This window comes from Kitasatospora sp. NPDC092039, assembly GCF_044756065.1.
GTDB lineage: Bacteria > Actinomycetota > Actinomycetes > Streptomycetales > Streptomycetaceae > Kitasatospora.
In genome coordinates, this window is sequence record NZ_JBIVSD010000005.1 from 288,741 (window position 1) to 312,121 (window position 23,381).

At 75.9% G+C, this 23,381-nt stretch carries 17 protein-coding genes; 7 read left to right on the forward strand and 10 right to left on the reverse strand.

The features are described from left to right. The first annotated feature begins 362 nt into the window (after positions 1 to 362). Positions 363 to 1,325, forward strand: coding sequence for a glycosyltransferase (locus ACIQI7_RS13490; RefSeq protein ID WP_401108580.1), 963 nt, complete (start codon positions 363 to 365; stop codon positions 1,323 to 1,325). 151 nt (positions 1,326 to 1,476) lie between these two features. Beyond that, complete coding sequence (locus tag ACIQI7_RS13495; protein ID WP_401108583.1) at positions 1,477 to 2,910, forward strand: PfkB family carbohydrate kinase; 1,434 nt, start codon at positions 1,477 to 1,479, stop codon at positions 2,908 to 2,910. A 147-nt stretch (positions 2,911 to 3,057) separates the two neighbouring features. Here ACIQI7_RS13495 and ACIQI7_RS13500 read toward each other — a convergent pair whose 3' ends face one another. From ACIQI7_RS13500 to ACIQI7_RS13510, 3 genes are read right to left on the reverse strand one after another with little or no spacing between them, the layout of a single operon-like run. Beyond that, positions 3,058 to 4,389 (reverse strand): hypothetical protein, encoded by a 1,332-nt coding sequence (locus ACIQI7_RS13500; RefSeq protein WP_401108586.1) that lies wholly within the window; start codon positions 4,387 to 4,389, stop codon positions 3,058 to 3,060. Continuing rightward, positions 4,386 to 5,942: an AMP-binding protein gene (locus ACIQI7_RS13505; RefSeq protein ID WP_401108589.1), complete on the reverse strand. Its 1,557-nt coding sequence runs from the start codon at positions 5,940 to 5,942 to the stop codon at positions 4,386 to 4,388. Before ACIQI7_RS13505 ends, ACIQI7_RS13500 begins: the two co-directional genes overlap by 4 nt. Further along, a complete protein-coding gene (locus tag ACIQI7_RS13510) occupies positions 5,939 to 6,895 on the reverse strand; it encodes a RimK family alpha-L-glutamate ligase (protein WP_401108592.1) in 957 nt (318 codons plus the stop codon). The genes ACIQI7_RS13505 and ACIQI7_RS13510 overlap by 4 nt, the downstream gene beginning before the upstream one ends. A gap of 192 nt (positions 6,896 to 7,087) precedes the next feature. Here ACIQI7_RS13510 and ACIQI7_RS13515 point away from each other — a divergent pair, with 192 nt between their 5' ends. The 3 genes from ACIQI7_RS13515 (at position 7,088) to ACIQI7_RS13525 (ending at position 10,441) form a co-directional block, all read left to right on the forward strand. Then, entirely contained in the window at positions 7,088 to 8,248 is a 1,161-nt protein-coding gene (locus ACIQI7_RS13515) for a hypothetical protein (protein WP_401108593.1), read from the forward strand. A gap of 127 nt (positions 8,249 to 8,375) precedes the next feature. Further along, complete coding sequence (locus ACIQI7_RS13520; protein WP_401108596.1) at positions 8,376 to 9,683, forward strand: hypothetical protein; 1,308 nt, start codon at positions 8,376 to 8,378, stop codon at positions 9,681 to 9,683. 236 nt (positions 9,684 to 9,919) lie between these two features. Next, positions 9,920 to 10,441 carry a pyridoxamine 5'-phosphate oxidase family protein gene (locus ACIQI7_RS13525; RefSeq protein WP_401108599.1) on the forward strand — a complete coding sequence of 174 codons (522 nt, stop codon included), beginning with the start codon at positions 9,920 to 9,922 and terminating at the stop codon, positions 10,439 to 10,441. Between the two features lie 81 nt (positions 10,442 to 10,522). Here the strand turns inward: ACIQI7_RS13525 and ACIQI7_RS13530 are convergent, their stop codons facing one another. From ACIQI7_RS13530 to ACIQI7_RS13560, 7 genes are all read right to left on the reverse strand, one after another. After that, positions 10,523 to 12,049, reverse strand: a complete 1,527-nt coding sequence (locus ACIQI7_RS13530) for a GMC oxidoreductase (RefSeq protein WP_401108601.1) — start codon at positions 12,047 to 12,049, stop codon at positions 10,523 to 10,525. Then, entirely contained in the window at positions 12,046 to 13,527 is a 1,482-nt protein-coding gene (locus tag ACIQI7_RS13535; protein WP_401108604.1) for a GMC family oxidoreductase N-terminal domain-containing protein, read from the reverse strand. The genes ACIQI7_RS13530 and ACIQI7_RS13535 overlap by 4 nt, the downstream gene beginning before the upstream one ends. Then, positions 13,524 to 13,922 carry a hypothetical protein gene (locus ACIQI7_RS13540; protein ID WP_401108606.1) on the reverse strand — a complete coding sequence of 133 codons (399 nt, stop codon included), beginning with the start codon at positions 13,920 to 13,922 and terminating at the stop codon, positions 13,524 to 13,526. The genes ACIQI7_RS13535 and ACIQI7_RS13540 overlap by 4 nt, the downstream gene beginning before the upstream one ends. Further along, positions 13,919 to 15,349, reverse strand: coding sequence for an aspartate aminotransferase family protein (locus ACIQI7_RS13545; RefSeq protein ID WP_401108609.1), 1,431 nt, complete (start codon positions 15,347 to 15,349; stop codon positions 13,919 to 13,921). Before ACIQI7_RS13545 ends, ACIQI7_RS13540 begins: the two co-directional genes overlap by 4 nt. Further along, on the reverse strand, positions 15,346 to 16,797 hold the full coding sequence (locus ACIQI7_RS13550; protein WP_401108611.1) for an NAD(P)/FAD-dependent oxidoreductase: 1,452 nt from the start codon (positions 16,795 to 16,797) through the stop codon (positions 15,346 to 15,348). The genes ACIQI7_RS13545 and ACIQI7_RS13550 overlap by 4 nt, the downstream gene beginning before the upstream one ends. Further along, the gene (locus tag ACIQI7_RS13555; protein WP_401108614.1) at positions 16,794 to 18,029 is read right to left on the reverse strand and encodes a DegT/DnrJ/EryC1/StrS family aminotransferase; all 1,236 of its coding nucleotides are present in this window, start codon (positions 18,027 to 18,029) and stop codon (positions 16,794 to 16,796) included. Before ACIQI7_RS13555 ends, ACIQI7_RS13550 begins: the two co-directional genes overlap by 4 nt. Before the next feature lie 155 nt (positions 18,030 to 18,184). Continuing rightward, complete coding sequence (locus ACIQI7_RS13560) at positions 18,185 to 19,417, reverse strand: GNAT family N-acetyltransferase (protein ID WP_401108617.1); 1,233 nt, start codon at positions 19,415 to 19,417, stop codon at positions 18,185 to 18,187. Positions 19,418 to 19,789: 372 nt separating this feature from the next. Here ACIQI7_RS13560 and ACIQI7_RS13565 point away from each other — a divergent pair, with 372 nt between their 5' ends. Next, the gene (locus ACIQI7_RS13565) at positions 19,790 to 20,101 is read left to right on the forward strand and encodes a hypothetical protein (protein ID WP_355269781.1); all 312 of its coding nucleotides are present in this window, start codon (positions 19,790 to 19,792) and stop codon (positions 20,099 to 20,101) included. Positions 20,102 to 20,292: 191 nt separating this feature from the next. After that, complete coding sequence (locus ACIQI7_RS13570; RefSeq protein WP_401108620.1) at positions 20,293 to 23,310, forward strand: amino acid adenylation domain-containing protein; 3,018 nt, start codon at positions 20,293 to 20,295, stop codon at positions 23,308 to 23,310. Positions 23,311 to 23,381 lie beyond the last annotated feature (71 nt).

The window sequence follows — 23,381 nt, forward strand, 5'->3', positions numbered from 1 at the left end:
CAATCCGCCCGGCCACGCGCTCTCTGCGGGGTCGGCCGGAGCTGCCGCCGACGCCCTCCGCCGGGCCGTGCCCGACCGCGTCCGGCGAAGGACCGGTCCCCGGACCGGGGTCACCCGAGTGGCGGCGGGCCGCGACGCGCCGGCGGCCGCCGCCGTAGCGCGGTGCGACACCGGTCGGACGCCGTCACCGGGAACGCGGCGGCGCCGGCTCCGGTCGCGGGCCCGCGGGCCGGTCACCGATGCTGGTCCTGCTGCCGCGCCCGGTGAGGAGTAACCCGCCTGCCCGGTTCCGGGCCGCGCCGGTCCGGGCCCGGGGCCGCCCGCGCCGTCGACGGTCCGCTCCCCCGTACCGAGGAGGCTTCGTGAACATCCTGCTGTGGCACGTGCACGGGTCCTGGACGACGGCCTTCGTCCAGGGGCCGCACCGCTACCTCGTCCCGGTCCTGCCCGACCGCGGGCCGGACGGCCTCGGGCGGGCCCGGACGTTCGACTGGCCGCCCTCCGTCGTCGAGCTCTCCCCCGAGGAGCTGCGCGGCACGGACGTCGACCTGGTGGTGCTCCAGCGCCCCCACGAACAGGACCTCGCCGAGCGCTGGCTCGGGCGCCGGCCCGGGCGGGACGTGCCGGCCGTCTACCTGGAGCACAACAGCCCGCACGGGGACGTCCCCGACACCCGTCATCCGATGGCCGGCCAGGACCGGGTGCCGATCGTCCACGTGACCCACTTCAACCGGCTGTTCTGGGACAACGGGCGGGCCCCGACCACCGTCGTGGAGCACGGCGTCGTCGACCCGGGCCACCTGTACACCGGCGAGCTGGAGCGGGCCGCCGTGGTCGTCAACGAGCCCGTGCGGCGCGGGCGCACCGTCGGCTGCGACCTGCTGCCCGCGCTGTCGGACGCCGCTCCGCTGGACGTCTTCGGCATGCGCACCGAGGGCTTGGCCGGCCGCCTCGGCCTGGCCCGGGAGCGCTGCCGGACGTACGAGCTGCCGCAGGCTCGCCTGCACGCCGAACTCGCGCGGCGCCGCGTCTACCTGCACCCCGTCCGCTGGACGTCCCTGGGGCTGTCGCTGCTGGAGGCGATGCACCTCGGCCTGCCCGTGGTGGCGCTCGCCACGACCGAGGTGGTGCGGGCGGTACCGCCCGGTGCCGGGGTGCTCTCCACCCGGCCGGAGGAGCTGGCCGAGGCGGCCCGCCGCTACCTGCACGACCCCGCCGCGGCCGAGGCCGACGGCCGGCAGGCCCGCCGGGCCGCGCTCGAACGGTACGGGCTGAAGCGCTTCCTGCACGACTGGCAGCAGCTGATCGAGGAGGTGGCCCGATGAGCCCGGGCCCCCGGAGCACCACGCCCGACCCGCACCCCGGCCGCGGGGCCTTCGACGCGGCGACGGCCCGCCCGCGGCCCGGTCCGCCGCCGCCCCGTGCCGCCGCCGTGCGCGCGGGCGGCGACGGCCGGCGCCCGTCCGGGGGGCCGGCATGAGCGGCGTCGCGGTCCGGCGTACGGACCGGCGCGGTCCGCTGGTCGTCGTCGGGGACAGCCTGCTCGACTGCGACATCGACGGGGAGGCGACCCGGCTCGCCCCCGACGCGCCCGTGCCGGTGGTGGACGTGACCGGCGAGCGGCACCGGCCCGGTGGCGCCGCGCTGGCCGCCTGGCTGGCGGCGAGCGGCGGCCGCGAGGTCGTCCTGGTGACGGCGGTCGGCGACGGCGAGGCCTCGACCGAGCTACGGCGTCTGCTCGCGGACCGGGTCGTCCTCGCCGGGCTCCCCCTGGACGGCGACCTGCCCGTCAAGACCCGTGTCCGCACCGGCGGCCGGCCGCTGGTCCGGATCGACCGGGGCGGCGGCGTGCCCGGCGCGCCGACGGACGCCGTCCGCAAGGCGATCGCGGCCGCCGGGGCGGTGCTGGTCTCCGACTACGGCACGGGCACGGCCGACCGGCTGCGGACGCTGCTGGCCGCGGTGGCCGACCGCGTCCCGGTGGTGTGGGACCCGCACCCCCGCGGTGGCCCGCCGGTGCCCGGTGTGCGGCTCGCCACCCCGAACGCCGCCGAGGCCCGCCTGTTCAGCGCCGCGCTCGCGCCGGGCGAGCCGCCGGGCGAGGACCTTCCCGCGCACACCCGCCGCGCCGCCCTGCTCACCCGCCACTGGCGGGCCGCCGGTGTCGCGGTGACCCTCGGGCCGCTCGGCGCCCTGCTCAGCCGCGGCCCGGACAGCCCGATCCTGCTGCCGGCCCCGTACCAGGCGGCGGGCGACACCTGCGGCGCCGGGGACTGCTTCGCCGCCACGGTGACCGCCGCGCTCGCCGACGGCGGTCTGCCCGAGGAGGCCGTGCACCGCGGCGTCACGGCGGCCACGGACTTCGTCGCCCGCGGCGGCGTGGGCGACCCGGCGCTCTGGGAGCACGAGCCCGCGGCCGACCGCGTCCCGGCCCGCCGGGCCACGTCCGACGCCGCGCGGCTGGCCCGGTCGGTCCGCGCGCGGGGCGGCACGGTGGTCGCCACCGGCGGCTGCTTCGACCTGCTGCACCCCGGACACGTGGCCCTGCTGGAGTCCGCCCGGCGGCTCGGCGACTGCCTGATCGTGTGCCTCAACTCCGACGCCTCCGTCCGGCGGCTCAAGGGCCCCGGACGGCCGATCAACGCCGCCGAGAACCGGGCCCGGGTGCTGGCCGGCCTCGGCTGCGTCGACGCGGTGGAGGTCTTCGACGAGGACACCCCGGACCGCGTGCTCGGGCGGCTGCGGCCCCACCTGTGGGTCAAGGGCGGCGACTACACCGCCGAGACGCTGCCCGAACGGGCCGTCCTGCGCGGCTGGGACGGCCACGCCGTCGTCCTGCCCTACCTCGACGGGCACTCCACCACCTCCCTCGCCCGGCGGGCCGCCACTGCGCACGGCGGCAGTCCCTGACCGGCGGGGGCACGACGACGGGGCATGCGGTACCGGGCGGGCGGGCAACGGGGGTTACGGCCCGCAGTAGGTCGTGGCACGGTGCCGTCGCGGCCGCCTCGGGATCCGGTCGAAGTCGGCCGGGACGGTTCGCCCGTCGCCGTCCGGTCACAGGTACACCGAGTGCGGGCAGCCCGAGCGGGCGACGTTGAGGCGCTCCCCGTCGCCGGTGCGGACGAACGCGGCCGCGAGCCGGCCGTCCACCGCGCCGAGGGCCAGGTCGTGGCGGAGCGCCGGTCCGTCCGGGGCGGTGCGCAGCCGCGGGCTGGGCAGGTACTCCTGGACCAGCCAGCCCTCGGCGCCCGCCCGGTCGACCGCCTCCCGCCAGGCCGCGTCGTCGCTCTCCCGGCCGATCACCACCCCGCGGCCCCGGGTGTCCAGCGGGCGCTTGAGCACGTAGCGCTCGCGGTCGCGGGCGACCGCGCGGACGGTGGCGTCGTCACAGCGGGCGAGGTTGCGCGACCACGGGACGGCCGGACGCACCCGCCGGTGGTCGGCCGGACCGAACAGGTCGGCGAAGGCCGGGTCGGACAGCACGGCGAGGCAGAGCTTGTTGTCGCCGACCAGTCGGCCGCGCACGCCGTTCTGCACGAACAGCGCCCCCTCGCGCACGGCCCGCAGGTAGGGGCCGACCTCGCCGCTCAGCCGCGCCAGGTCCTGCATGCCGATCTTGGCGTAGGCGTACCGCACCTCCTCCCCGCGCAGCACGGCGCCGCCGTCCGGCCCGGTGTCCAGCTCGCGCGGGTCGGCGTGCAGGACGCGCGCGCCCAGCGCGGTGAGCGCCTCGCCGTACTCCGGGACCTCGGTGCGGTTGGCGCCCTCGGGGCAGAGCACGGCGACGGTGTGCGGCCGGCGTCCGGTGTGCCGTTCGGCGGTGTCGAGGAACCACCGGCCCAGCCAGTCGCCGGCCTCGGACGGCAGCGGGGCGGGCAGGTCGATCCCGTGCCGGCTCAGCAGCGGGCGCCAGGCGGCCCGGCCCTGGCCGCTGACGTGCAGGCCGCCGGGGCAGTTGGCGTTGGTCTCCAGGATCCGCACCGTCCCGTCGGACTGCGGGAGCAGGTCGAGGCGCAGCAGGTGCACCCGGTCGTCGCGGGCGGCGGCCGCCTCGCCGCGCAGCGGTTCGGGGAGGGTGAGCACCTCCCGGAGCCGGCGGTCCCGGCCGTAGGCGGCCACGATCGTCTCGATCAGCCGGTGGTAGGCGGCGACGAGGGCCGTCAGCTCGGCGCGCACGCCGGGGCGCAGCCGCAGGGGGACGCCCTGGTGGCCCACCCGCAGGGCGTCGCCCTGCCGGAAGACGACCGAGCCGGCCAGCTCGCGGCCCTCGGCGGTGGCGGCGAGCGCCGCGACCCGCTCGGTGAACTCCGCGTCCAGTCCCGGCCAGGTGTAACCGTCCGGCCCCTCCTCGGCCGGCTGCCCATGGTCCGCGCGACGGCTCGTCATGCCCCGCCCTCTCCCGTTCGAGCGCTCTCCTCGGCCCGGCGGCGCAGGAGTTTCTTGTCCGGCTTTCCCACCCCGGTCAGCGGGAGCGCGGCGGCGAAGGTGATCCGCGCCGGGACGTGCGGGGCGCCGAGCCCGCGCCGCACCGCACCGCGCAGCCGCGCCTCGTCGAGGACCCGGCCGGGCTCGGGGACGACCACGGCGTGCACCTGGTCCATCCGGTCGGCGTCCAGGATCCCGAAGACGGCGCTCTGCCGCACGCCGGGGCAGGAGTCGAGGACGTCCTCCACCTCGGCGGGATGGACGTGCCCGCCCAGCACGACGAGTCTGTCGCCGATCCGGTCGACCACGGTGAGGTAGCCGTCGCGGTCCAGCCGGCCGAGGTCCCCGGTGTGCAGCCAGCCGTCGCGCAGCACCTCGGCGGTCAGCGCGGGCTGCTTCCAGTAGCCGCGCATGACCCGCTCCGAGCGGACGCAGATCTCGCCGACCGCGCCCGCGGGCAGGTCGCGGCCCGCCTCGTCGCGGATCGCCACCTCGACGCCGGGCAGCGGGCGGCCCGCCGAGCGCAGCCGGTCCGGGTGGCGGGGGTCGTGGTCCGCGGCGTCCAGCTGGCTGATGCTGCCGGCCTCCGTCTGGCCGTAGATCTGGTAGAGAACGGGGCCCAGCCGGCGGACGGCGTCGGCCAGCCTGGCCGGGGACGCCCGGGTGGCGCCGTAGGGCAGGCTGGTGAGGCTGGTGAGGTCGCGCCGCCCGAGGTCGGGGTGGTCCAGGAGCCGGTAGAGGTGCGGCGGCATCAGGAAGAGCCGGGTGATCCGCTCGCGTTCGACCGCCGCCAGCACCTCGCCGGGCTCGAAGCCGTCCAGCAGTACGACGGTGCCGCCGGCGGCGAGCGTCCGGTCGGCGAGCCGGCCGGCGGCATGGGCGAGCGTGGTGCAGACCAGGAGGCGGTGGGCCGGGCCCGGCGCCCGCCGCCAGGAGCCCGCCTGGGCGTAGCTGAGGCAGACGCCCTTGGGCGGGCCGGTGGTGCCTCCGGTGTGGCGGACCTGGCAGACGTCCTGCGCCCGGACGGCGCCGGGGACGATCTCGGCCGGTTCCCGGGCGGCCGCCGCCAGCAGGTCCTCGCCCGCGTCGGCCGGGCCGAGGGTGGCCAGGTCGGCCACCCCGGCCGCCGCGGCCAGTTCGGCGGCGCGCGCCGCGGACCGGGGGTCGGCGACCAGCGCCCCGGTCTCGACGTCGCGGGCGATGGCCGCGTGCACCGCGGCCGGCGGCTCGCCGAAGAGGTGGACGACCCGGCAGCCCAACAGGTGGGCCGCGTACCGGGCGGCGAGGGTCTCCGGGAGGTTGCCGGCCAGCAGGGTGACCGTCCGGCCGGGGCCGAGCCCCCGCGCCCGCAGGGCCCGGGCGGTGCGCAGCGCGAGGTCGCGCAGCTCGCCCGCGGTGACGCGCCGGCCGCCGTGCACGACGGCCTCCCGGCCCGGGTCGTGCCCCAGCAGGTCGAGGACGGTCTCGGCGTGGCTGCGGAAGGGGCCGCGCGAGCCGTGCCCCGGGTGCGTCACGCCCGCTCCGCCAGCCGCTCGCACAGCAGGTCGGCGTAGGCCCGGGTGATCCCGTCGGGTGTCCGGTCGTACTCGGTCCGCTCCACCGACGCCCAGGCCGAGACGCTCGGGTTCACCTCGACGACCACTGGCCCGTCCGGCCCCTCCAGAAGGTCCAGCGAGGCGACGTCGAAACCCAGCACCGCCACCGCCCGGAGCGCCAACTCCTCGATCTCCGGCTTGCGTTCGGCGCGCTCCCAGCGGAACGGGTAGAGCGGGTGGTGGGTGTCGCCGTCCGGCGCGGTGCTCACGTGGTAGTAGCACGCCGCCACCCGCCCGCCGAGTACCACCAGCCGCAGGTCGCGCCCCGGGTTGGTGACGAAACGCTGTACGCAGAGCACCCCGTGACGGTCCAGCAGGTGCCAGACCAGGATGCCCGAGCGCCTGCCGAGCCCGCCCGGCACCTCGCCGCCGTGCACCCCCGGGCGCAGCCGCAGTACGTCGACCGAGGCGTGGCCGTAGCTCGGCTTGACCACCACGTCCCCCCACTCGGCGACGCAGGCGCTGACCTGCGCCACGCTCCGTGCCGCCCGGGTCGGCGGCACCGGCAGCCCGGCCGCGGCGAGCGCGGCCGTCTGCCGGAGCTTGTTGCGGTACGCGGCCAGGCTCGCCGCCGGGTTCACCAGGCGCGCGCCCCCGTCCTCCAGGAGCCCGAGCGCGGCCTGGAGGTCCGCCAGGCCCGCCGCCGGCTGCCGGGTGAAGACCATCGACCCGATGACGGCCAGCCGGGGCACCTGGAAGCCGCCGTCGGCCCGCAGCGCCCCCGGCGGCTCGCAACTGGGCGTCAGCCCGTCCCAGTCCACCACCTCGGCGCGCAGCCCGCGCCCGCCGAGCTCGTCACCGAGCATCCGCAGCTCGGCGTAGCTCTCGCCCCGGCCGACGATCCACACGTCCGCGGCAACAGTCCCGGCCATCGCACGCTCCTCCCGCTCCACCGCCTCGGCTTCCCAACGCCCTTGCACCGCCCGGGGTTACGGCCACAACCGCTCGGGGCCCCTCCAGGCACCCGCCCCACCACGACTCCCCTGAGGTGGCACTGACAACCCGGGGGCGCTGGCCTATCGTGCTTCACGGCCGTACGAACCGTGCCGGGAGGTGGGTGCACCGTGCTGAACGATCGTCTGCGGGCTGGGGCGCTGGAGGTGGCGGAGCGCTGCGCGACGCCGTTCTACCTGTTCGACCTGGAGCGACTCGGCGCCGACTACCGGGAGATGGAGCGGGTCTGGCGGCGGGAGTTCCCGAACCTGACGGTGGCGTACTCGTACAAGACCAATCCGCTGGCGGCGGTGACCCGGCGGCTGGCCGCACTCGGCGGGACGGCGGAGGTGGTGTCGGGGGCGGAGCTGTCCCTGGCCCTGTCGGACGGCTTCGCACCCGGGCGGATCGTCTTCGACGGGCCGGTGAAGAGCCCGGCGGAACTCGCTCTCGCGGCCCGGCTCGGGGTGCCCGTGCAGGTCGACTCGCTGACCGAGCTGGACGACCTGCTCGCGCTGCCCGACGGGCCCCCGCCGGTGGGCCTGCGGCTCGCCACCCGGGGCGGCGACGGCGAGTGGTCGCGGTTCGGGCTGGTGCCGGACGAGGTGGCACGGGCCCGGGAGCTGCTGGACCGGGCCGACCGGCCGGTGTGGGGGGTGCACGCCGGGGTCGGGACGCTCTCCGGGCCGGACGCGTACCGCGAGGCGCTGCTGTTCTGGGCGGAGACGCTGCGGGACCTGGCGAAGGCCGCCGAGGGCCGGCTGACGGTCGACGTCGGCGGCGGTTTCCCGCCGCGCGGAGTCCCCGGGCGCGGGTGGGAGGTGTACGCGGCGGCCGTGGCGGCCGGGTGCCGCGAGGCGGGGCTGCGCCCGGAGAAGGTGGACCTGCTGATCGAGCCGGGGCGCTCCCTCGTGGAGGAGCACGGCGCGCTGGTCTGCCGGGTGGCGGTCCGCAAGTCCCGGGACGGGCGCGAACTCCTGGTGCTGGACGGGGGCACCAACCTGGCCCGTACGGTGAAGAGCCGGGCGCACCCGATCGAGTTCCCCGCCGCGCCGGGCGACCTCGACGGCCGCTACCGGCTGCTCGGCGCCAACTGCTACGAGGGCGACGTGTTCGCGGACGACGTCGCGGGGCCGGCCGGGGCGGCGCCGGGCGACGTGGTGGTGATCGGCGGCGCCGGGGGCTACGACCAGCCGTTCGCCCACCTGTGGGTACGGCCCCGGCCGCCCGTCCACGCGCTGGACGGCGACACCTGGTCGGTCGTGCGGGAGCGCGGCGACACCATCCGGTGAACGGGCCTGGCCGGAACCCGCCGGGCGCCGAGTACCGTGACCGCGCGCCCCCTTGAGGCCGGGTGAGCGAATGGCTACCGTCGGCCACCGTTCGGGCTCTCGACCGGTTGAGGACGTGATGGTTCCCATGGCTGACGACACCAGGACCGCCGACGGCGAGAGCTGGCCGGGGCTGGACGAGGCGTTCACCCGGCAGGTCGGCGCGGTCGGTGGGACGGCGGAGGGCCGGGCGCTGGCCGAGTCGCACACCGTGGGCGACCCGGCCGCCGGGAAGGCGCGGCCCCTCGGCCTCCCGCTGCGGCTGCGGCCTGGCCTGCGCGCGGAGTTGGAGTCCCTCGTCGCCGCCTGCACCCGGATGCTCGAAGCCGTCATGATCGCCTGGGAGCACGATCCGCGGGTGCGCCGGGTACTCACCGTCCCGGAGCCGCTGGGCACCCTGGCGACAGAAGCCCGCGACACCCGGGTGCACGTGCTGCGGCTCGACCTGCTACCCCAACCCGACGGCCGGTGGGGCGTGTTGGAGACCAATGCCAACTGTCCGGGCGGGCTGGCCGTGGTCGGCCGGGCCCGGGCCGCCTGGCGGCCGCTGCTCACCCGGCAGGGGATCGACCTGCCCCGGGCGCTGCCCGCCGACGACGCCACCTGGACCGGCCGCTGGCTGCTCGACCTCGCCGAACAGGAGACCGGCCGACGGCCGGACACCGTGGCACTGCTGTATCCGCACCACACCAGCCGCAACGCCGTCCAGTCCTACCACGACGGCCTGAACGCGCTCGGCGTCCGCGTCCTGCACGCCGACCCGCGCGAGCTGCGCACCGGCGCGGACGGCGGCGCCACCCTGCACGGCGAGCCCGTCCGGCACGCCTACGCCAAGATCCAACTTCCGGAGCTCCAGCACCTCTTCGGCGACCTGGGCCCCTGCCTGCAGGCCCTGCGCGAGCGCGCCCTGTTCGTACAGAACGGCCTGCGCGCCCGGCTCCTCGGCGACAACAAGCTCTGCCTCGCCGTCCTCTCCGACCCCCGCTTCGCCGACCTCTTCGACCCGGCCGACCACCGGCTCGTCCAGCCGGCCGTCCCGTGGTCGCGCAACATCGCCCACTGCGACGGCCCGACCGTCCGCCGGATCACCCGCGACCGCGGGCGGTACGTCCTCAAGAGCCCGCTGGACACCAACGGCCGCGGCGTGGTCGTCGGCCCGGACACCGACGACGCCGCCTGGGCGGACGCCGTCACCCGCGCCGTCGGCGAGGGCTGGCTGGTCCAGGAGCACCTGCCCAGCCCGCGGCTGCGCGGCGGCCCCGACGGATCCTCCGCCCACCACGACGTGGCGGTCGGCGCCGTCAGCGGCCGCCTGGTCTCCGCCTTCGTGCGCAGCGGCCACGAGGCCCGGCTCAACGTCTCCCGCACCGGCCGCCTCCATCCGCTCTACCTCTGAGCGGCGCCCTGGGCCGCCCCGAACGGATCGTGCGGGCGTCCGGCGGCGGCCCTCTTCTGGCCGTCGCCGGGCCTCGGTAGAGTGGGGACGCGAAGAACCGGCGTCCCGGCGCCCGGCCGCGGGGCGCCCTGCCCCAGGACGCCCGGCGGAGCGATCGATCCGCCCGCCTTGCCTGTGCGAACCCGCCTTGCCTGTGCGAACCCGTGGCAGCCCAAGCTCACCGAACCGGAGGCACTGTGCCCAGCTCGGACGACGAACTCTGCACCTCCGCACGCGAGATCCTCCGCTCCACCCGCTACCTGACGCTCGGCACCGCCTCGCCGCAGGCCGTCCCATGGGTGTCCGCGCTGGCCCACGCCTGGGACGACGAGGACCGGTTCTACTGGATCTCGGGGCTGGACACCCTCCACTCCCGGAACATCGCGGCCAACCCGGTGGTCTCGCTGACGGTCTACGACTCCAACCCGGCCGGCGGGGGCGGCGACGCGCTCTACGCGCTCGCGCGGGCCGAGGTCCTGGAGGGTGCGGACCTGGTCGAGGGCTGCGAGCTGTACTACCGGCGGCGCTACCCGGACGAGGCGGCGCGGGCCCGACGGGCCCGCCCGCCGCAGGACTTCGCCGGGGACTCCCCGATCCGGATCTACCGCGCCCAGGTCACCGCCTACTCGATGCTCTCCCCGGCCGGCCACCCGGTCCACGGCGACGAGGTCAACTACCGCGTCGTCATCCCGTTCAGCACCAAGCAGCTCGCCGACTGAGCGCCCGAGCGGCGGACGGCGGTGCCGCCCTCGTCCTGGACGAGGGCGGCACCGCCGTCGGGGTTCCGGGGTGGGGCGGCGTCAGGCCAGCACTCCCTTGGCGATCCGGAAGGCGTTGGCGGCGACGGTCAGGGCCGGGTTGACCGCCGCCGACGAGCAGAACACCGAGGCGTCCGCCACCCAGAGGTTGTCGTGCTCGTGGGTGCGCCCGGCCGGGTCGACCACGCTGGTGGCCGGGTCGGTCCCCATCACGGCGGTGCCGCACTGGTGGGAGTTGGTCTCGATGCCCATCCGCCGGGTGAACACCAGCGGGTAGCCGGCCGCGCGCAGCGCGCGGGTGGTGCGCCGGACCAGTTCCCGGTGGGCGCCGAGGTTGTTGGGCCGCCAGTGCACGGTGATCCGTCCGGCCGCGTCCAGCAGGACGCGGTTGTCCTGGGTCGGCAGGTCCTCGCTGGTCAGGTAGAGGTCGAGGCTGCGGTCGGTGACGAAGCGCCGGACCGCGGCCGGCACGTGCGGGCTGGCCGCGCGCACCATGGGCTCCTGGAGCTTGCCGAGCATCTGGACGTTGCCCAGCGGGGGGCGGCCGCCCTTGGCGAGGTACCAGTCGTTGATGCCCAGGGTCTTCTGGAAGACCGCCCGGTTGCGGCGGGCGGGGTCGGCGGCGACCAGGAAGGTGCTGTTGTGCACGAGGTAGTTGCGCCCGACCTGGCCGGAGCCGTTGGCGAGGCCCGAACGCAGCAGCAGCACCGCGGTGTTGACGGCGCCGCAGGCGAGCACGAAGCGCTCGGCCCGGATCGTCAGCTCCCTGCCGTCCCGGGTCGCCACGGCGTGGGTCACCCGCCCGGTGGCGTCGGCGTGCAGCCGGCCGACCAGGGTGCGGGTCAGCAGCCGGACGTCGCCGCCGGCCAGGGCGGGGCGCAGCGCGCGGACGTCGGCGTCGCTCTTGGCGCCGACCAGGCAGGGGAAGCTGTCGCAGGTGGCGCAGCGCACGCAGGCGCCGCCCTCGCGCAGGTCGATGCCGGTCGGCAGGTGGAAGGGGTTCAGGCCCTGGTCGCGCAGGCGGTGGGCGAGGTCGACGACCGCGCCCTCGTGTTCCACGGCCGGGTGGGGGTAGTCGGTGGAGCGCCACGGGTCGGTGGGGTCCTCGCCGCCGGCGCCGTGCACCCGGTAGAGGTCCTCGGCCCGGCCGTAGTGGGGTTCCAGGTCGGCGTAGTCGATCGGCCAGCCGGGCGAGTCGCCCTCGGCGTGGGCGACCGGGCCGAAGTCGGTCTCGCGGAAGCGCGGGAGGGTGGCGCCGTAGACCTTGGTGTTGCCGCCGACGTAGTAGTGGACGCCGGGCTGGAAGGGCCGCCCCTGCGCGTCCTGCCACTGGTCGCCGTTGCGGTAGCGGCCCTGGACGAAGACCGCCTCCGGGGACCAGTTCTGCTGCTCGCGCGGCAGGAAGTCGCCGCGTTCGACGACGAGGATCCGCGCGCCGGAGGCGCGCAGCGCGTGGGCGAGGGTGGATCCGCCCATGCCGGAGCCGATGATCGCGAGGTCGCAGTCGACCTCCGGTCCGTCCGGCTCGATGACGCCGGGGAGCCGGTGCGGTGCCTGGTCGTCCGTCATCCGGTGGTCTCCCGTCGGGTGGTCTGGAGCAGCCGTTCGGTGATCTCGTGGGCGAAGGCCATCACGGTGCCCTGGGGGCTGATGCCGGTCGCGCCCGGGAGCACCGAGGCGTCGCAGAGGTGGAGGTTGTCGAAGCCGTACGGCCGTCCGGCGGCGTCGCAGAGCCCGCCGTGGGCCGGGTCGCCCATCGGGCAGGAGGCCATGGCGTGGACGGAGACCAGCGGCCAGTCGGCGAGGGCGCTGCGGTCGGCGCACTGCCGGGCCTCCGCCTCCGAGCGCAGCGGGGGGCCGGGGAACGGCGGGTGGATCTCGGTGGCGCCGGCGGCGAGCAGCAGGCGGGCGGTGCGGTGGAGCGCGGAGCGCAGCCGGGCGCCGTCGGCGGCGGTGAGCCGGTGGCGCAGCAGGGTGTGGCCGCCGGGCAGGGCGGTGACGGTGACCGGTCCGTCCACCCGGACCTGGGCGGTGAACAGGGCGACCCGGTCGAGGTCCGCCAGCACGGTGTTGACGGTCCGCGGGTCGTGGCCGGCCAGGGCGGCCCCGAGGGCGCCGGGGGTGAGGTTGGCGGGCATCACCAGCAGTCCCTCGTCCTGGAAGTGCTGGAGCTGGGCGGTGAAGATGGTGCCGTTGGTGGCCCGTACCGGCTCCCGGAAGCGGGCGACGACCTTCAGGTTGACGTGGACGGCGGTGCGCCGGCCGGCCCGGCGGCGGTGGATGCCGCTGCGCTGGAGCAGGGCGGGGGTGCCGATCGGGCCGGCGGCGAGCACCACGGTGCGCGGCCGGTAGCCGACCGGTTCGCCGTCGGGGCCCACGGCGTGGACCTCGGTGACGCGCCCGCGGCGGTGGCCCAGCCTCAGCACCCGGGTGCGGGGGCGGATCAGCGCGCCGTGGCGTTCGGCGGCGGGCAGGTAGCTGAGCAGCATGCTCTGCTTGGCGCCGGACGGGCAGCCGGTCGGGCAGCGGTTGGCGTGCGAGCAGCCGGGGGCGGCGCGGCGGGCCGCGGCCCAGTGCCAGCCGAGCCGGTCGGCGCCGTCGGCGAGCAGCCGGGAGTCGCGGTTGCCGTCGCCGGGCTGCTGGGCGGCGACGCCGAGGCGACGCGTGATCTCGCGCAGGTGGCCGTCGAGGTCGGTGCGGCGGTAGCCGTCGGTGCCGGCCCGGTGGGCCCAGCGGTCGAGCAGGTCGGCGGGCGGTTCCCAGAGCAGTCCGCCGTTGACGACGGTGGTGCCGCCGACGCAGCAGCCCTCGCCGAAGGCGATGACGGGCCGGCCGTGGATGGGGGCCAGGCCGGCGTGCCGGTAGAGGCGGCGGAGGTTCTGCGCGGGCGAGGCGGCGGCGAGTTCGGCCGTCGTGACCCGCGGGCCCTCCTCCAGGACGACGGTCTCGCGTCCGGCCCGGGCCAGGCCGAGGGCGGCGACGCTGCCGCCGGCGCCGGAGCCGATCACCAGGGCGTCGCAGTCGATCGGGCGCGGTGGCCGGCTCATCGGGCGGCCATCCGCTCGGCGGTCCACGACGCCGGGACGCGCGCGGGCCGCAGGTCGGGACCGTCCCCGGCGGTGGTGGCCGCGGCGGCGTCCAGCCCGCTGTACAGGGCGAGGGTCTCCGCGGTGCGCACCGCCCGCCCGAGCAGCGGCAGCCGCTCCACCCGCCGGAGCCCGGCCAGCAGGGCGTCCGGCGGGGCGGCGGCCGGGCGGCGGCCGGTCAGCAGCAGGAGCGCGAGCGGCACCAGCCACAGCGCCACGGCCAGGCCCGCCCGGTAGTGCGGGGCCAGTTCGGCGAGGCTGCCGAGGACGTGGGCGCGGGCCGCCGCGCGGGCCGCCACGCCGCCCAGGGCGGGGTGGCGCAGCGTCCAGATCCGCAGCAGGAGGTCGATCGTCACGGGCGGAGCCTCCCGGCGGCCAGTTCCCTGGCCAGTCGGCCGAGCAGGCGCACCGCGCCCTGTCCGAGCACGTCGTCGAGCGCCCGGAGGAAGGTCTGCGCCTCGGCCTCCTCGGCGACCAGCGGCGGCGCGACGATCAGCGGCAGGCCGTGGTTGGACCCGAAGAAGGTGAGCACGCCGTGGTCGCGGTAGAGGGCGGCGATCACCGCGCCGGTGATCAGTTTGGTCCGCAGCCGGGCGTCGCGTCCGAGTGCCGCCGGGAGCAGCGGCAGCAGGCGGTCGAGCGAGGCCGGCCCGGCCTTGAGGAAGACGCCGTGCAGGGCGCCGCACCCGGAGGTCGAGGCGACCAGGGCGGGGTGCCGGTCGGCGATGTCCCGCAGGCCGGTCTCCAGGACGGCGCCGAGCTTGCGGGCGCGTCCCGGGTAGTCGTCCTCGACGGCGACGGCGACGGCCTCCAGCGCGGTGGCGGTCTCCTCGCCGAAGCCGTAGTAGGTGGTGCTGTGCAGGGTGGCGTCCTGGAGGTTGTCGTAGGCGCGGCGGAAGACCGGGCCGCGGGCCACGTACCCGGCGATGGAAGCCTTGCCGCCGCCGAAGGACTTGGACATCGTCACCACGTCCGGGACCAGCCCGGGGTGGTGCATGAAGTGGAACAGCGCGCCGGTGCGGCCCCAGCCGGTGTAGACCTCGTCGAAGACCAGCACGATGTCCCGTTCGGTGCACAGCCGGCGGACCTCGCGCAGGAACTCCCCCGGGCACTCGCGCAGGCTGGAGGCGCTGAACGGCTCCAGCACCACCGCGTAGACGTCGCTGCCGCCGTCGAGCGCCCGGTGCCGGTCCAGGGCGAGGGCGAAGGAGTCGAGGTCGCCGTAGCCGAAGTAGTCGGTGCCGGGGATCCTCGGGTAGTCGAAGTGGAGTTCGGGCGAGGCGGTCAGGCTGCCCGCGCCGAGCAGTTTGCCGTGGAAGGAGATGTCGGTGTGCAGCACCGTGCCGCGGCGGCCCGCGTGGTACTTGTAGGCGAGCTTGACGGCGCCTTCGACCGCCTCCGCACCGGAGTTGGGGAAGTAGCTGACGTCGAGGTCGCCGGGGAGCAGCCGGGCCAGGTTGTGGCTGAGGGCCGCGACGTAGGGCGAGAGGTAGTTCTTGTGGACCTCCATCCGGCGCCGCTCGGCGAAGCGCCGGCGGGCGGCGAGGATCCTCGGGTGGTTGTGGCCGTGGTTGAGGACGCCGATCCCGCCGGTGAAGTCCAGGACGCGCCGGCCGTCGCGCAGGGTGATCCAGCAGCCCTCGGCGCTCTCGACCAGGTCGTGCCCGAAGCCGAACGCGCCGACCAGGGAGACCTGGCTGCGGCTGACGAAACTCCGGTAGAGCGCGTGCACCTGGTCCTCGGTCAGGTTCTCGGCGGCCGCGATGTCCAGCAGGTCGTTCATACCGCCTCCTCGGTCGGTGCCGTGCGGAGCCCCGCGTGCCCGCGGGTGCGGATCCGGTCCGCGATCAGCCGTCCGGCCGACCGGCCGTGCCGTACGGCGTAGTTGGTGCCGCGGTCCTCCGGGAAGACCTGCGCCATGCTCGACATGTAGAGGCCGGGCACGGCGCACTCGACCTCGGGGACGCGCCGGGAGTAGCCGGGGGTGATCACCGGCTGGGCGTGCTCGGCCCGCCAGACGTGGTAGCGGTGCACCCAGTCCTCGCGGAACCGCGGGAACATCCGGCGCAGGTGGGGCAGGCTGTGGCGGTAGACCTCCTCGTCGCTCATCCGGTACAGCTCGGCGTCGACCGGGAGGTACTTGGAGAGGTAGACGAGGTGGCGGCCGCCGTAGCGGTCCGGTGCGTCGAGGTTGGTGTGCTCGATGACGCCGACGTACGGGAACGCCGGGTCGGTGACGTTGAGCCAGTAGGTGTCGGACAGGGCCCGGCGGTTCTCCAGGACCAGGCAGAGGTTGGCCAGGTACGGGACGGAGCGCAGCCTGCGCACCAGCGCCGGGACGGCCGGGTGGGCGCCGGCGGCCCCGTCGAGCATGCCGGCCAGCGGGCCGGGGGCGGTGGTCACCAGGACGCGGGGTGCGCGCAGGACGCTCCCGCCCGTCCGGACGCCGGTCACGCCCCGCTCCCCGACCAGCACCGAGTCGACCGGGCTGCCGGTGCGCAGGTCCACGCCCAGGTGCTGGAGCCGGTCGCGCCAGGCCTCCAGCAGCGCGCCGGAACCGCCCCGCAGGTAGTGCAGCACCTCCTTGCCCGAGCGGGACCGGCTGCCGCCGCGCAGGTGCAGCTTGGTCCACATCCAGGTGGCGCCGACCTCGGAGGCGTAGGAGCCGAACTTGCCCTCCAGCAGGGGGCGCCAGACCACCTCGAAGGACCGACGCCCGCCCAGCTGGACCAGCCACTGCTCGGCGGTGAGCGCCTCCAGTTCGCGCCAGTGCCGCACCCGGCCGGCCCGTACGGCCGACAGGCCGAGCCGCAGCCGGTCGACCGGGGGCAGCGGGGCGAAGCGCAGCACGTCGAGCGGGCTGGAGAGGCGGTACACCGAGTTGGCGTGGTAGACGCCGGTGCGGGTGGGGTGGCGTTCGATCAGGTCCGCGCAGCCGAGTTCGGCGCAGAGCCGGAAGATCTCGTGGTCGGAGTCGAACCAGTGGTGGTAGAACCGCTCCAGCTGCCGGTCGCCGACCGGGAAGGTCGCGGCGAGGCCGCCGATCCGGTCGGCCGACTCGACGACCCGGCAGCGCAGGCCCGCCAGGGCGAGTTCGTGCGCGGCGGCCAGGCCGGTGAAGCCGGCGCCGACCACGATCACGTCGGCGTCGTCGGCACCCGGGCCGGCACCGGGCACCGGGTCGGCGGCGTGCGGCCGGCCGCCGCGGCCGGCCGGGTCGGCGGCGGTCACCGGCCCAGCACTCCCGCCACGGCGGTGCGGAACCGCTCGGCGACCGCGTCGACGTCGGCCGGGGTGCTGCGCGCGGTCAGCCCGAAGTCGGCGCCCAGGTAGGTGTCGGTGAGCCCGACGGTCAGCGCCAGCGAGCGGGCCAGGACGTCGTCCGTCCTCGGCAGCGCGCCGGCCCGGTAGTCGTGCCGGGCCGTGTCGGGCGGCCGGCGGAACGGGCTCGGCCGGGCGTCGCCGGCCATCAGGGCGGTGAGTTCGGGCAGGCCGCCGTAGTAGTGCTTGGGCGAGTGGAGCAGCGTACGGGTGCCGAGTTCCTTGGCCACCGCGTCGGCGCTCGCCGCGTCGTCGAAGAGGTAGACCAGCAGGGTCGCGCAGTCGCCGTCGGCGTCGTGCAGCAGGCGCGGGCGCAGGCCGTCGCGGGCCGGGATCGCCGCGGCCAGCGCCCGGGCCAGCGTGCGGTTGTGGTCCAGGACGGCGTCCAACCGGGCGAGTTGGGCGCGGACGACGGCCGCGGTGAAGGCGTTCATCCGCAGGTTGAGGCCGAAGAGCCGGTCCCCGTCGCCGGTCTCCTCCCCGTAGGGGAACCAGCCGTGGTGGTGGAAGGAGTAGGCGCGCTGGAAGAGCCGCTCGTCGGGGGTGAGCAGGAAGCCGCCGTCGCCGCCGGTGATCACCTTGAAGATGTTGGTGGAGAAGGCGCCGGCCTGGCCGAAGGTGCCGACCGGACGGCCCCGGTAGGTCGCCCCGCAGGCCTGGGCGGCGTCCTCCAGCAGGAACAGCCCGTGGTCGTCGGCGATCTGCCCGAGGGCGGCCAGGTCGCAGGGCGCGCCGAGCATGTGGATGGGCATGACGGCCTTGGTGCGCGGCGTGATCCGGGCCAGGACGTCGGCCGGGTCGAGGGTCAGCGACTCGTCGATCTCGGCGAACACCGGGGTGGCGCCCGCGAAGACGACGGCCGAGACGGAGGCGGCGTAGAGGTAGCCGGGGACGATGACCTCGTCGCCCGGGCCGATGCCGAGCGCGGCGAGCGCGGCCAGCAGGGCGGAGGTGCCGCTGTTGACGGCCAGGCAGTGCGGGCTGGCGAAGCGTGCGGACAGCTCCCGCTCCAGGCCCCGGACCTGGGCGTCCACGCCGGGTGGGCGGGAGTGGGCGTCGGAGGTGGCGAGCCAGGAGTCGACGACTTCGAGGAGGTTGCGGCGCTCCTCGGCGCCGAAGTGCGCGTATCCGGGACCAGGCATGAGGCTCCTTGGTCGGGCGTCGGTCGGTGCTCGGTTCGGTGCTCGGTCGGTTCTCGCTCGGTGTTCGTTCGGTGCTCGGTCGGATGTCGGGGAACGTCGGCCGCCCGCGCTCCGGCTGGTGCGCGGGCGGCCCGGCCGGCGCGGGCGGCCCGGCGTCAGAAGACGACGGGGCAGAACGGCGCCGGATCGTGGCGGAACGCCGTGGCGGCGGCCCGGACCGCGCCCGGGCGCAGTTCGCGCACCAGGCCCGCCCGGGCGAGCTGCACCAGGGAGGTGCCGCCGAGGTGCAGCGCTCCCAGCTCCCGGGCGGTCAGTTCCAGGTCGGCCGCCGCGGTGGTGGGCCGGCACTCGCCGCCCTCGGGGCCGGTGCGCAGCCGGAACCGCCGCTCGTTCCACGGGCAGAGCGGGTCGGTGACGTCCAGGACGACGTCGACCTCGGCGGCGTAGCCGCGCTGCTCCAGCGCCCGGTCCACGTCCACCAGCCGCACGTGCAGCTGGTCGCGCAGGACGGGCGCCGCGCTGCGGGGGTCGGTGAGCAGGGCGAGCACCGGGTCGTCCACCGGCCGGTCGGCGACCACGCTGCCGGCCAGGTCGACGTCGAGCAGGGCGCGCCAGAGCGCCGCGCCGGAGGCGGGGTCGCGCGCGAACAGCTCGCGCACCGACACCTCGTAGCGCGGCACCGAGTGCTCCCAGGCCGCGGTCAGCCGGTAGAGGGCGTAGCCGGACGGCTCCCCCCGCTCCTCGACCACCAGGCAGAGCAGGCGTCCGCTCCCACCGCGGTGGTCGGGCAGGTCCAGCACGGCCCGGGCGGCCCAGGCCTCGTCCCGGCGCAGCATCCCGGGGCGTTCCCCGACGCACTGGGCGTAGACCGCGGCGATCGCGGAGGAGTGCTCCTCCGGCTCGCCGATCCGGACGGTCCGCTCGCCGCCGGCGGTGTCACGCAGCTCCCGGGCGTGCCGGGGGATCCGGATCTTGGCGGCCTGGCTGGCGAGGCCGAACCCGAAGCGGCCGTAGATCCCGGCCTCGGTGGTGTTGAGGACCGCCACCGGCTCGGCGCCGCCCTCGTGCAGGGTGTGCAGGACGCGCAGCACCATGCCGCTCATCACCCCGCGCCGCCGGTGCTCGGGCGCGACGGTCACGTAGCCGAGGCCGGCCACCGCCCGGGGGCCGCCCGGCAGGGTCATTTCCAGCGAGTAGACGGCACAGGTGCCGCAGGTGCGGCCGCCGATGCGGGCGACCAGCGATCGTTTGGGTTCGAAGATCGACGCCGCCGAGGCGTGGTAGTCCGCGGAGTGCCCGTAGCCCCCGTACGCCAGTTCCACGACCGGAACGAGATCGTCCCAGGAATCGGCGGCGGACATCTCCGGGACGGCAGAGAATTCGGGCATGCCTATCACGCGCTCCTCACATCAGGAAGATCCCCGGGAATTCAGATCATGACGGTCCGGCATATGAGACGGCGCGTTTCCCGAGACAGGTGGACCAGCACACCCGGGTGACCGGTGACCGGATCACGTCAGAAGTCACAGGTATAGCACGATCGAACCACGCGGCGTCAAGAAGACGGAACCGCACCACGGTTCACGGCTCCGGCACCGTGATCGGCATTCTCAACCGGAATTCCATTCCTCGCATTAAGCACTCTTGTGATCAATGGAAGATTCACTCAGACTCGCTGCGGTGGATGATCCCTGGTGCGCCAGCGATCCACTCTGATCCACCCCCCTGCCCGTTTGTGTGATCACAGCGAGGAGACAGGTATGTCCAACCCCAGGTTCATCGCCGGCAACACGCCCGTGGGCGACTGGCAGCAGCATGTCGAGGAGGACAACGGGACCGGCATCTACATCGACGTCGACACCTCCGCCGGCAACTTCAGCGAGACGCCGGTCTACACCGCGAACCTCTGCGGCCGCGACTCGATGTGGACGACCACCGGGGGGAACACCATCTACACCCCCACCTCGAAGGGCTTCCGGATCTACGTCCGCTGGCAGGACGGCCGTCCGCTGACGGTCGACTACGCGGTGAGCCACGGCTGGTACATCAGCTGGGTGGCCACCGAGGTCTGAGCCCCGCCCCGGTCCCGTTGAGGCCCTGAACCGCTCCCGGGCCGGCCCGTGCCGCATCTGCCGCGGCCGCGGGCCGGCCCGGTCGCGCCGGGCCCGTTCCCGTCCCCGCCCCCTGATCCCGTTCCCCCTCCTCCCGCCCTCCGTTCCCGCCCCCTGTCCCCCCGTCCTCGTTCAGCGACCAAGGGAGAGCCATGCGAGCCCCGACCGAGCGGCAGCTGGGCCAGTTCCGCGGCGACACCGTCCCCCACCACCCGGACGTCACCGCCTGGAGCCTCGTCGAGGCGGCGGCCGCCCGCACCCCCGACGCCGTCGCGGTCGAGCATCCCGGCGGAACCCTGACGTACCGCGGACTGATGGCCCGGGTCGACGCCCTGGCCGGCCGGCTGGCCGACGCCGGGGTGCGCCGGGGCGGCTTCGTTCCGCTGGTGATGGCCGGCGGGCCCGAACTGCTGGTCGCCATGCTCGCCGTGATGCGCTCCGCCGCCGTGTTCGTCCCGCTGGACGAGCAGTGGCCCGGCCCGCGCCTGCACGCCATGGTCGGGGCGTGCCGCCCCGCCGCGGTCCTGCTCTCCCCCGGCGCCGCCCCGGACGGCTGGTCCGCGCCGGCCATCGCCGTCGATCCGGTCTCCGGGCCCGCGCCGGCCCTCCCCGCGCGGCCGGTGCCGGCGCCGCCCCGCCCGGACGAACTGGCCTACGGCTTCTACACCTCGGGCTCCACCGGCACCCCCAAGTGCGCCCTCAACCTGCACAGCGGCCTGGCGAACCGGCTGCTCGCCATGGGCCGCCGGTTCGGATCGAGCCCGCGGAACGTGGTGCTGCAGAACAGCCGGCACACCTTCGACTCCTCGCTGTGGCAGCTGCTCTGGCCGCTCACCTGCGGCAGCCGGGTCGTCATCCCCCGCCCCCACGACATCCTCGACCTCACCGCCACCGTCGAGGTGATCGGGCGCCATCGCGTCACGATGACCGACTTCGTGCCCACCATCCTCACCGCCCTCGTCGAACTGCTCGACTCCCGGCCGGAGTTGGTGGACGGCCTGGCGAGCCTGCGGATGCTGCTGGTCGGCGGCGAGGAGATCGCCCCGGAGAGCGTGCGCGCCCTGCAGCGGCTCCTCCCGCGGCTGCGGGTGACCAACACCTACGGCCCGACCGAGGCCTCGATCGGCTCCGTCTTCCACGAGGTGTCCCCCGAGGACCCCGCCCCCGTGCCGATCGGCCGGCCGATCGACAACACCTGGGCGGTCGTGCTCGACGAACACGGGGAACCGGCCCGCACCGGGGAGATCGGCGAGATCTGCATCGGCGGCGCCTGCCTGGGCACCGGCTACCTCGGCGACCCCGACCGCACCGCCCTGGCCTTCGTCGGCAACCCGTTCCCCGAACTGCCCGGGGAGCGGATGTACCGCACCGGCGACCTCGGCCACTACGGCGCCGACGGGCTGCTCTACTTCGACGGCCGGCGCGACCAGCAGGTGAAGATCGGCGGCGTGCGGGTCGAACTCTCCGAGATCGAGCACGCCATCGCCTCCCACCCCGCGGTGCGCGAGGCCAAGGTGCTGGTCAGCGACCACGGCGGCGGCCAGCACCTGGCCGCTTTCTTCACCGTACGGGGCGAACTGACGAAGGAGCGGCTCCGGTCGCACGTCCGCGCGCTGCTGCCGGCGGAGCTCGTCCCGAAGCGGTTCGTCAGGCTCGACGCCGTCCCGGTGAACGGCAACGGGAAGACGGACCGCAGGGCCCTCGCGGAACTCCTGAAGTCCGCCTCGCCGACCGGGCCCGACGGCTGGACGGCCACCGGGAGCAGCACCGAACGCGTCCTCGCCGAACTGTGGAACGCCCTGCTGCCGGAACCCGTCACCAGCCCCGACGCCGACTTCTTCGACAGCGGGGGCGACTCGCTCCACGCCCAGCGGCTCGCCCTCGCGGTGTCGGCCCGCTTCGACACCCCGCTCTCGATCCGGGACATCGTCGACGCGCCGACCATCGCGCTCCAGGCCGCCGCGCTCGACGGCGGCCGCGCCCTGCCCGCCGCCCCGACCGCCACCGCGGCGCCCGCCACCGACCTGGCGCTGCCCGTCGACATCCGGCCGACCGGCACCCCGTCCGGGCCGCCGCGGCACGTGCTGCTCACCGGCGCGACCGGGTTCATCGGCGCCCAACTGCTGCACGACCTGCTGGAACGGACCGACGCCACCGTGCACTGCCTGGTCCGCGCCGACGGCCCGGGGGCGGCCCGCCGACGGGTGGTGGACGCCCTGCACCGGTACCGGCTGTGGTCCGACCGGACCGCCCACCGGATCCACGCCGTCCCCGGCGACCTGAGCGGTCCCGCGCTCGGCCTCGATCCGGCCGACCACCGCCGGCTGGCCGAACAGGTGGACACCGTGGTGCACGCCGGGGCCATGGTCAACCTGGTGCGCGGCTACCGCGCCCACCGCCGCACCAATGTGACCGGCACCGTAGAACTGCTCCGGCTCGCCGCCACCGGCCGGCCGGCGATGGTGCACTTCGTCTCCACCCTCGCCGCCTGCCCGGCGGGGCCGGCCGGGGACACCCCGGTCCCGGAGCGCCCCGTCCCGGCCGGACGCACCCCGGACACCGGCTACGGGCAGTCCAAGTGGGCCGCCGAACAGCTGGTCCAGGCCGCCGCGGACCGCGGTCTGGCGGTCGCCGTGCACCGGCTCGGCGAGGTCATGCCGTCCACCCGCACCGGCATCCCCAACCCCGGCTCGCGGGTCGAGCTGCTCATCCGGGCCTGCCTGCGGGTCGGCGCCTACTTCACCAGCGACCTGAGCACCGACTACACCCCCGTCGACCACGTCGGGCGGCTGCTGGTCGCCGCCGTCACCCACCGTCGGTCCGGCTACTTCCACCTGCTGCGCCCCGGTCCGCTGCCGCTCGACGACCTGCTCGGCGGCTTCGGATCGGCCTTCGGCCTGCGCAAGGTCGAGTACCAGGACTTCTGGCAGGCCGTCCACCGGGCCGCCGCCGCCGCGCCCGACGATCGCCGGCTCGCGGGGGCACTGGCGCTGCTGCCGGTGCCGACGAGCCGCCCGGAGCGCTCGCCGATGGCCTTCGAGGACGCCGCCGCCCGCTTCGGCACCACCCGGGCCGCCCGGCTCGCCGTCCTCGCCGACGCCCGGGCCCTCCCGTCCAACCCCGACGGCCTGCACCGCTACGTCGCCCACCACGCGGACCGCCGGGGCTGACCTCCCGGTGCGGGTCCGCGGCGGACCAGGCACCGGGGTCCCCGGCGTGGGGAGCCGGCCGGGCCGGCTCC

Bases quoted from the DNA above. Each gene is read 5' to 3' on its own strand.
- ACIQI7_RS13495 (WP_401108583.1), top strand. From the start codon at position 1,477: ATGAGCGGCGTCGCGGTCCGGCGTACGGACCGGCGCGGTCCGCTGGTC.
- ACIQI7_RS13500 (WP_401108586.1), bottom strand. From the start codon at position 4,389: ATGACGAGCCGTCGCGCGGACCATGGGCAGCCGGCCGAGGAGGGGCCG.
- ACIQI7_RS13510 (WP_401108592.1), bottom strand. From the start codon at position 6,895: ATGGCCGGGACTGTTGCCGCGGACGTGTGGATCGTCGGCCGGGGCGAG.
- ACIQI7_RS13520 (WP_401108596.1), top strand. From the start codon at position 8,376: ATGGCTGACGACACCAGGACCGCCGACGGCGAGAGCTGGCCGGGGCTG.
- ACIQI7_RS13530 (WP_401108601.1), bottom strand. From the start codon at position 12,049: ATGACGGACGACCAGGCACCGCACCGGCTCCCCGGCGTCATCGAGCCG.
- ACIQI7_RS13535 (WP_401108604.1), bottom strand. From the start codon at position 13,527: ATGAGCCGGCCACCGCGCCCGATCGACTGCGACGCCCTGGTGATCGGC.
- ACIQI7_RS13545 (WP_401108609.1), bottom strand. From the start codon at position 15,349: ATGAACGACCTGCTGGACATCGCGGCCGCCGAGAACCTGACCGAGGAC.
- ACIQI7_RS13555 (WP_401108614.1), bottom strand. From the start codon at position 18,029: ATGCCTGGTCCCGGATACGCGCACTTCGGCGCCGAGGAGCGCCGCAAC.
- ACIQI7_RS13560 (WP_401108617.1), bottom strand. From the start codon at position 19,417: ATGCCCGAATTCTCTGCCGTCCCGGAGATGTCCGCCGCCGATTCCTGG.
- ACIQI7_RS13565 (WP_355269781.1), top strand. From the start codon at position 19,790: ATGTCCAACCCCAGGTTCATCGCCGGCAACACGCCCGTGGGCGACTGG.
- ACIQI7_RS13570 (WP_401108620.1), top strand. From the start codon at position 20,293: ATGCGAGCCCCGACCGAGCGGCAGCTGGGCCAGTTCCGCGGCGACACC.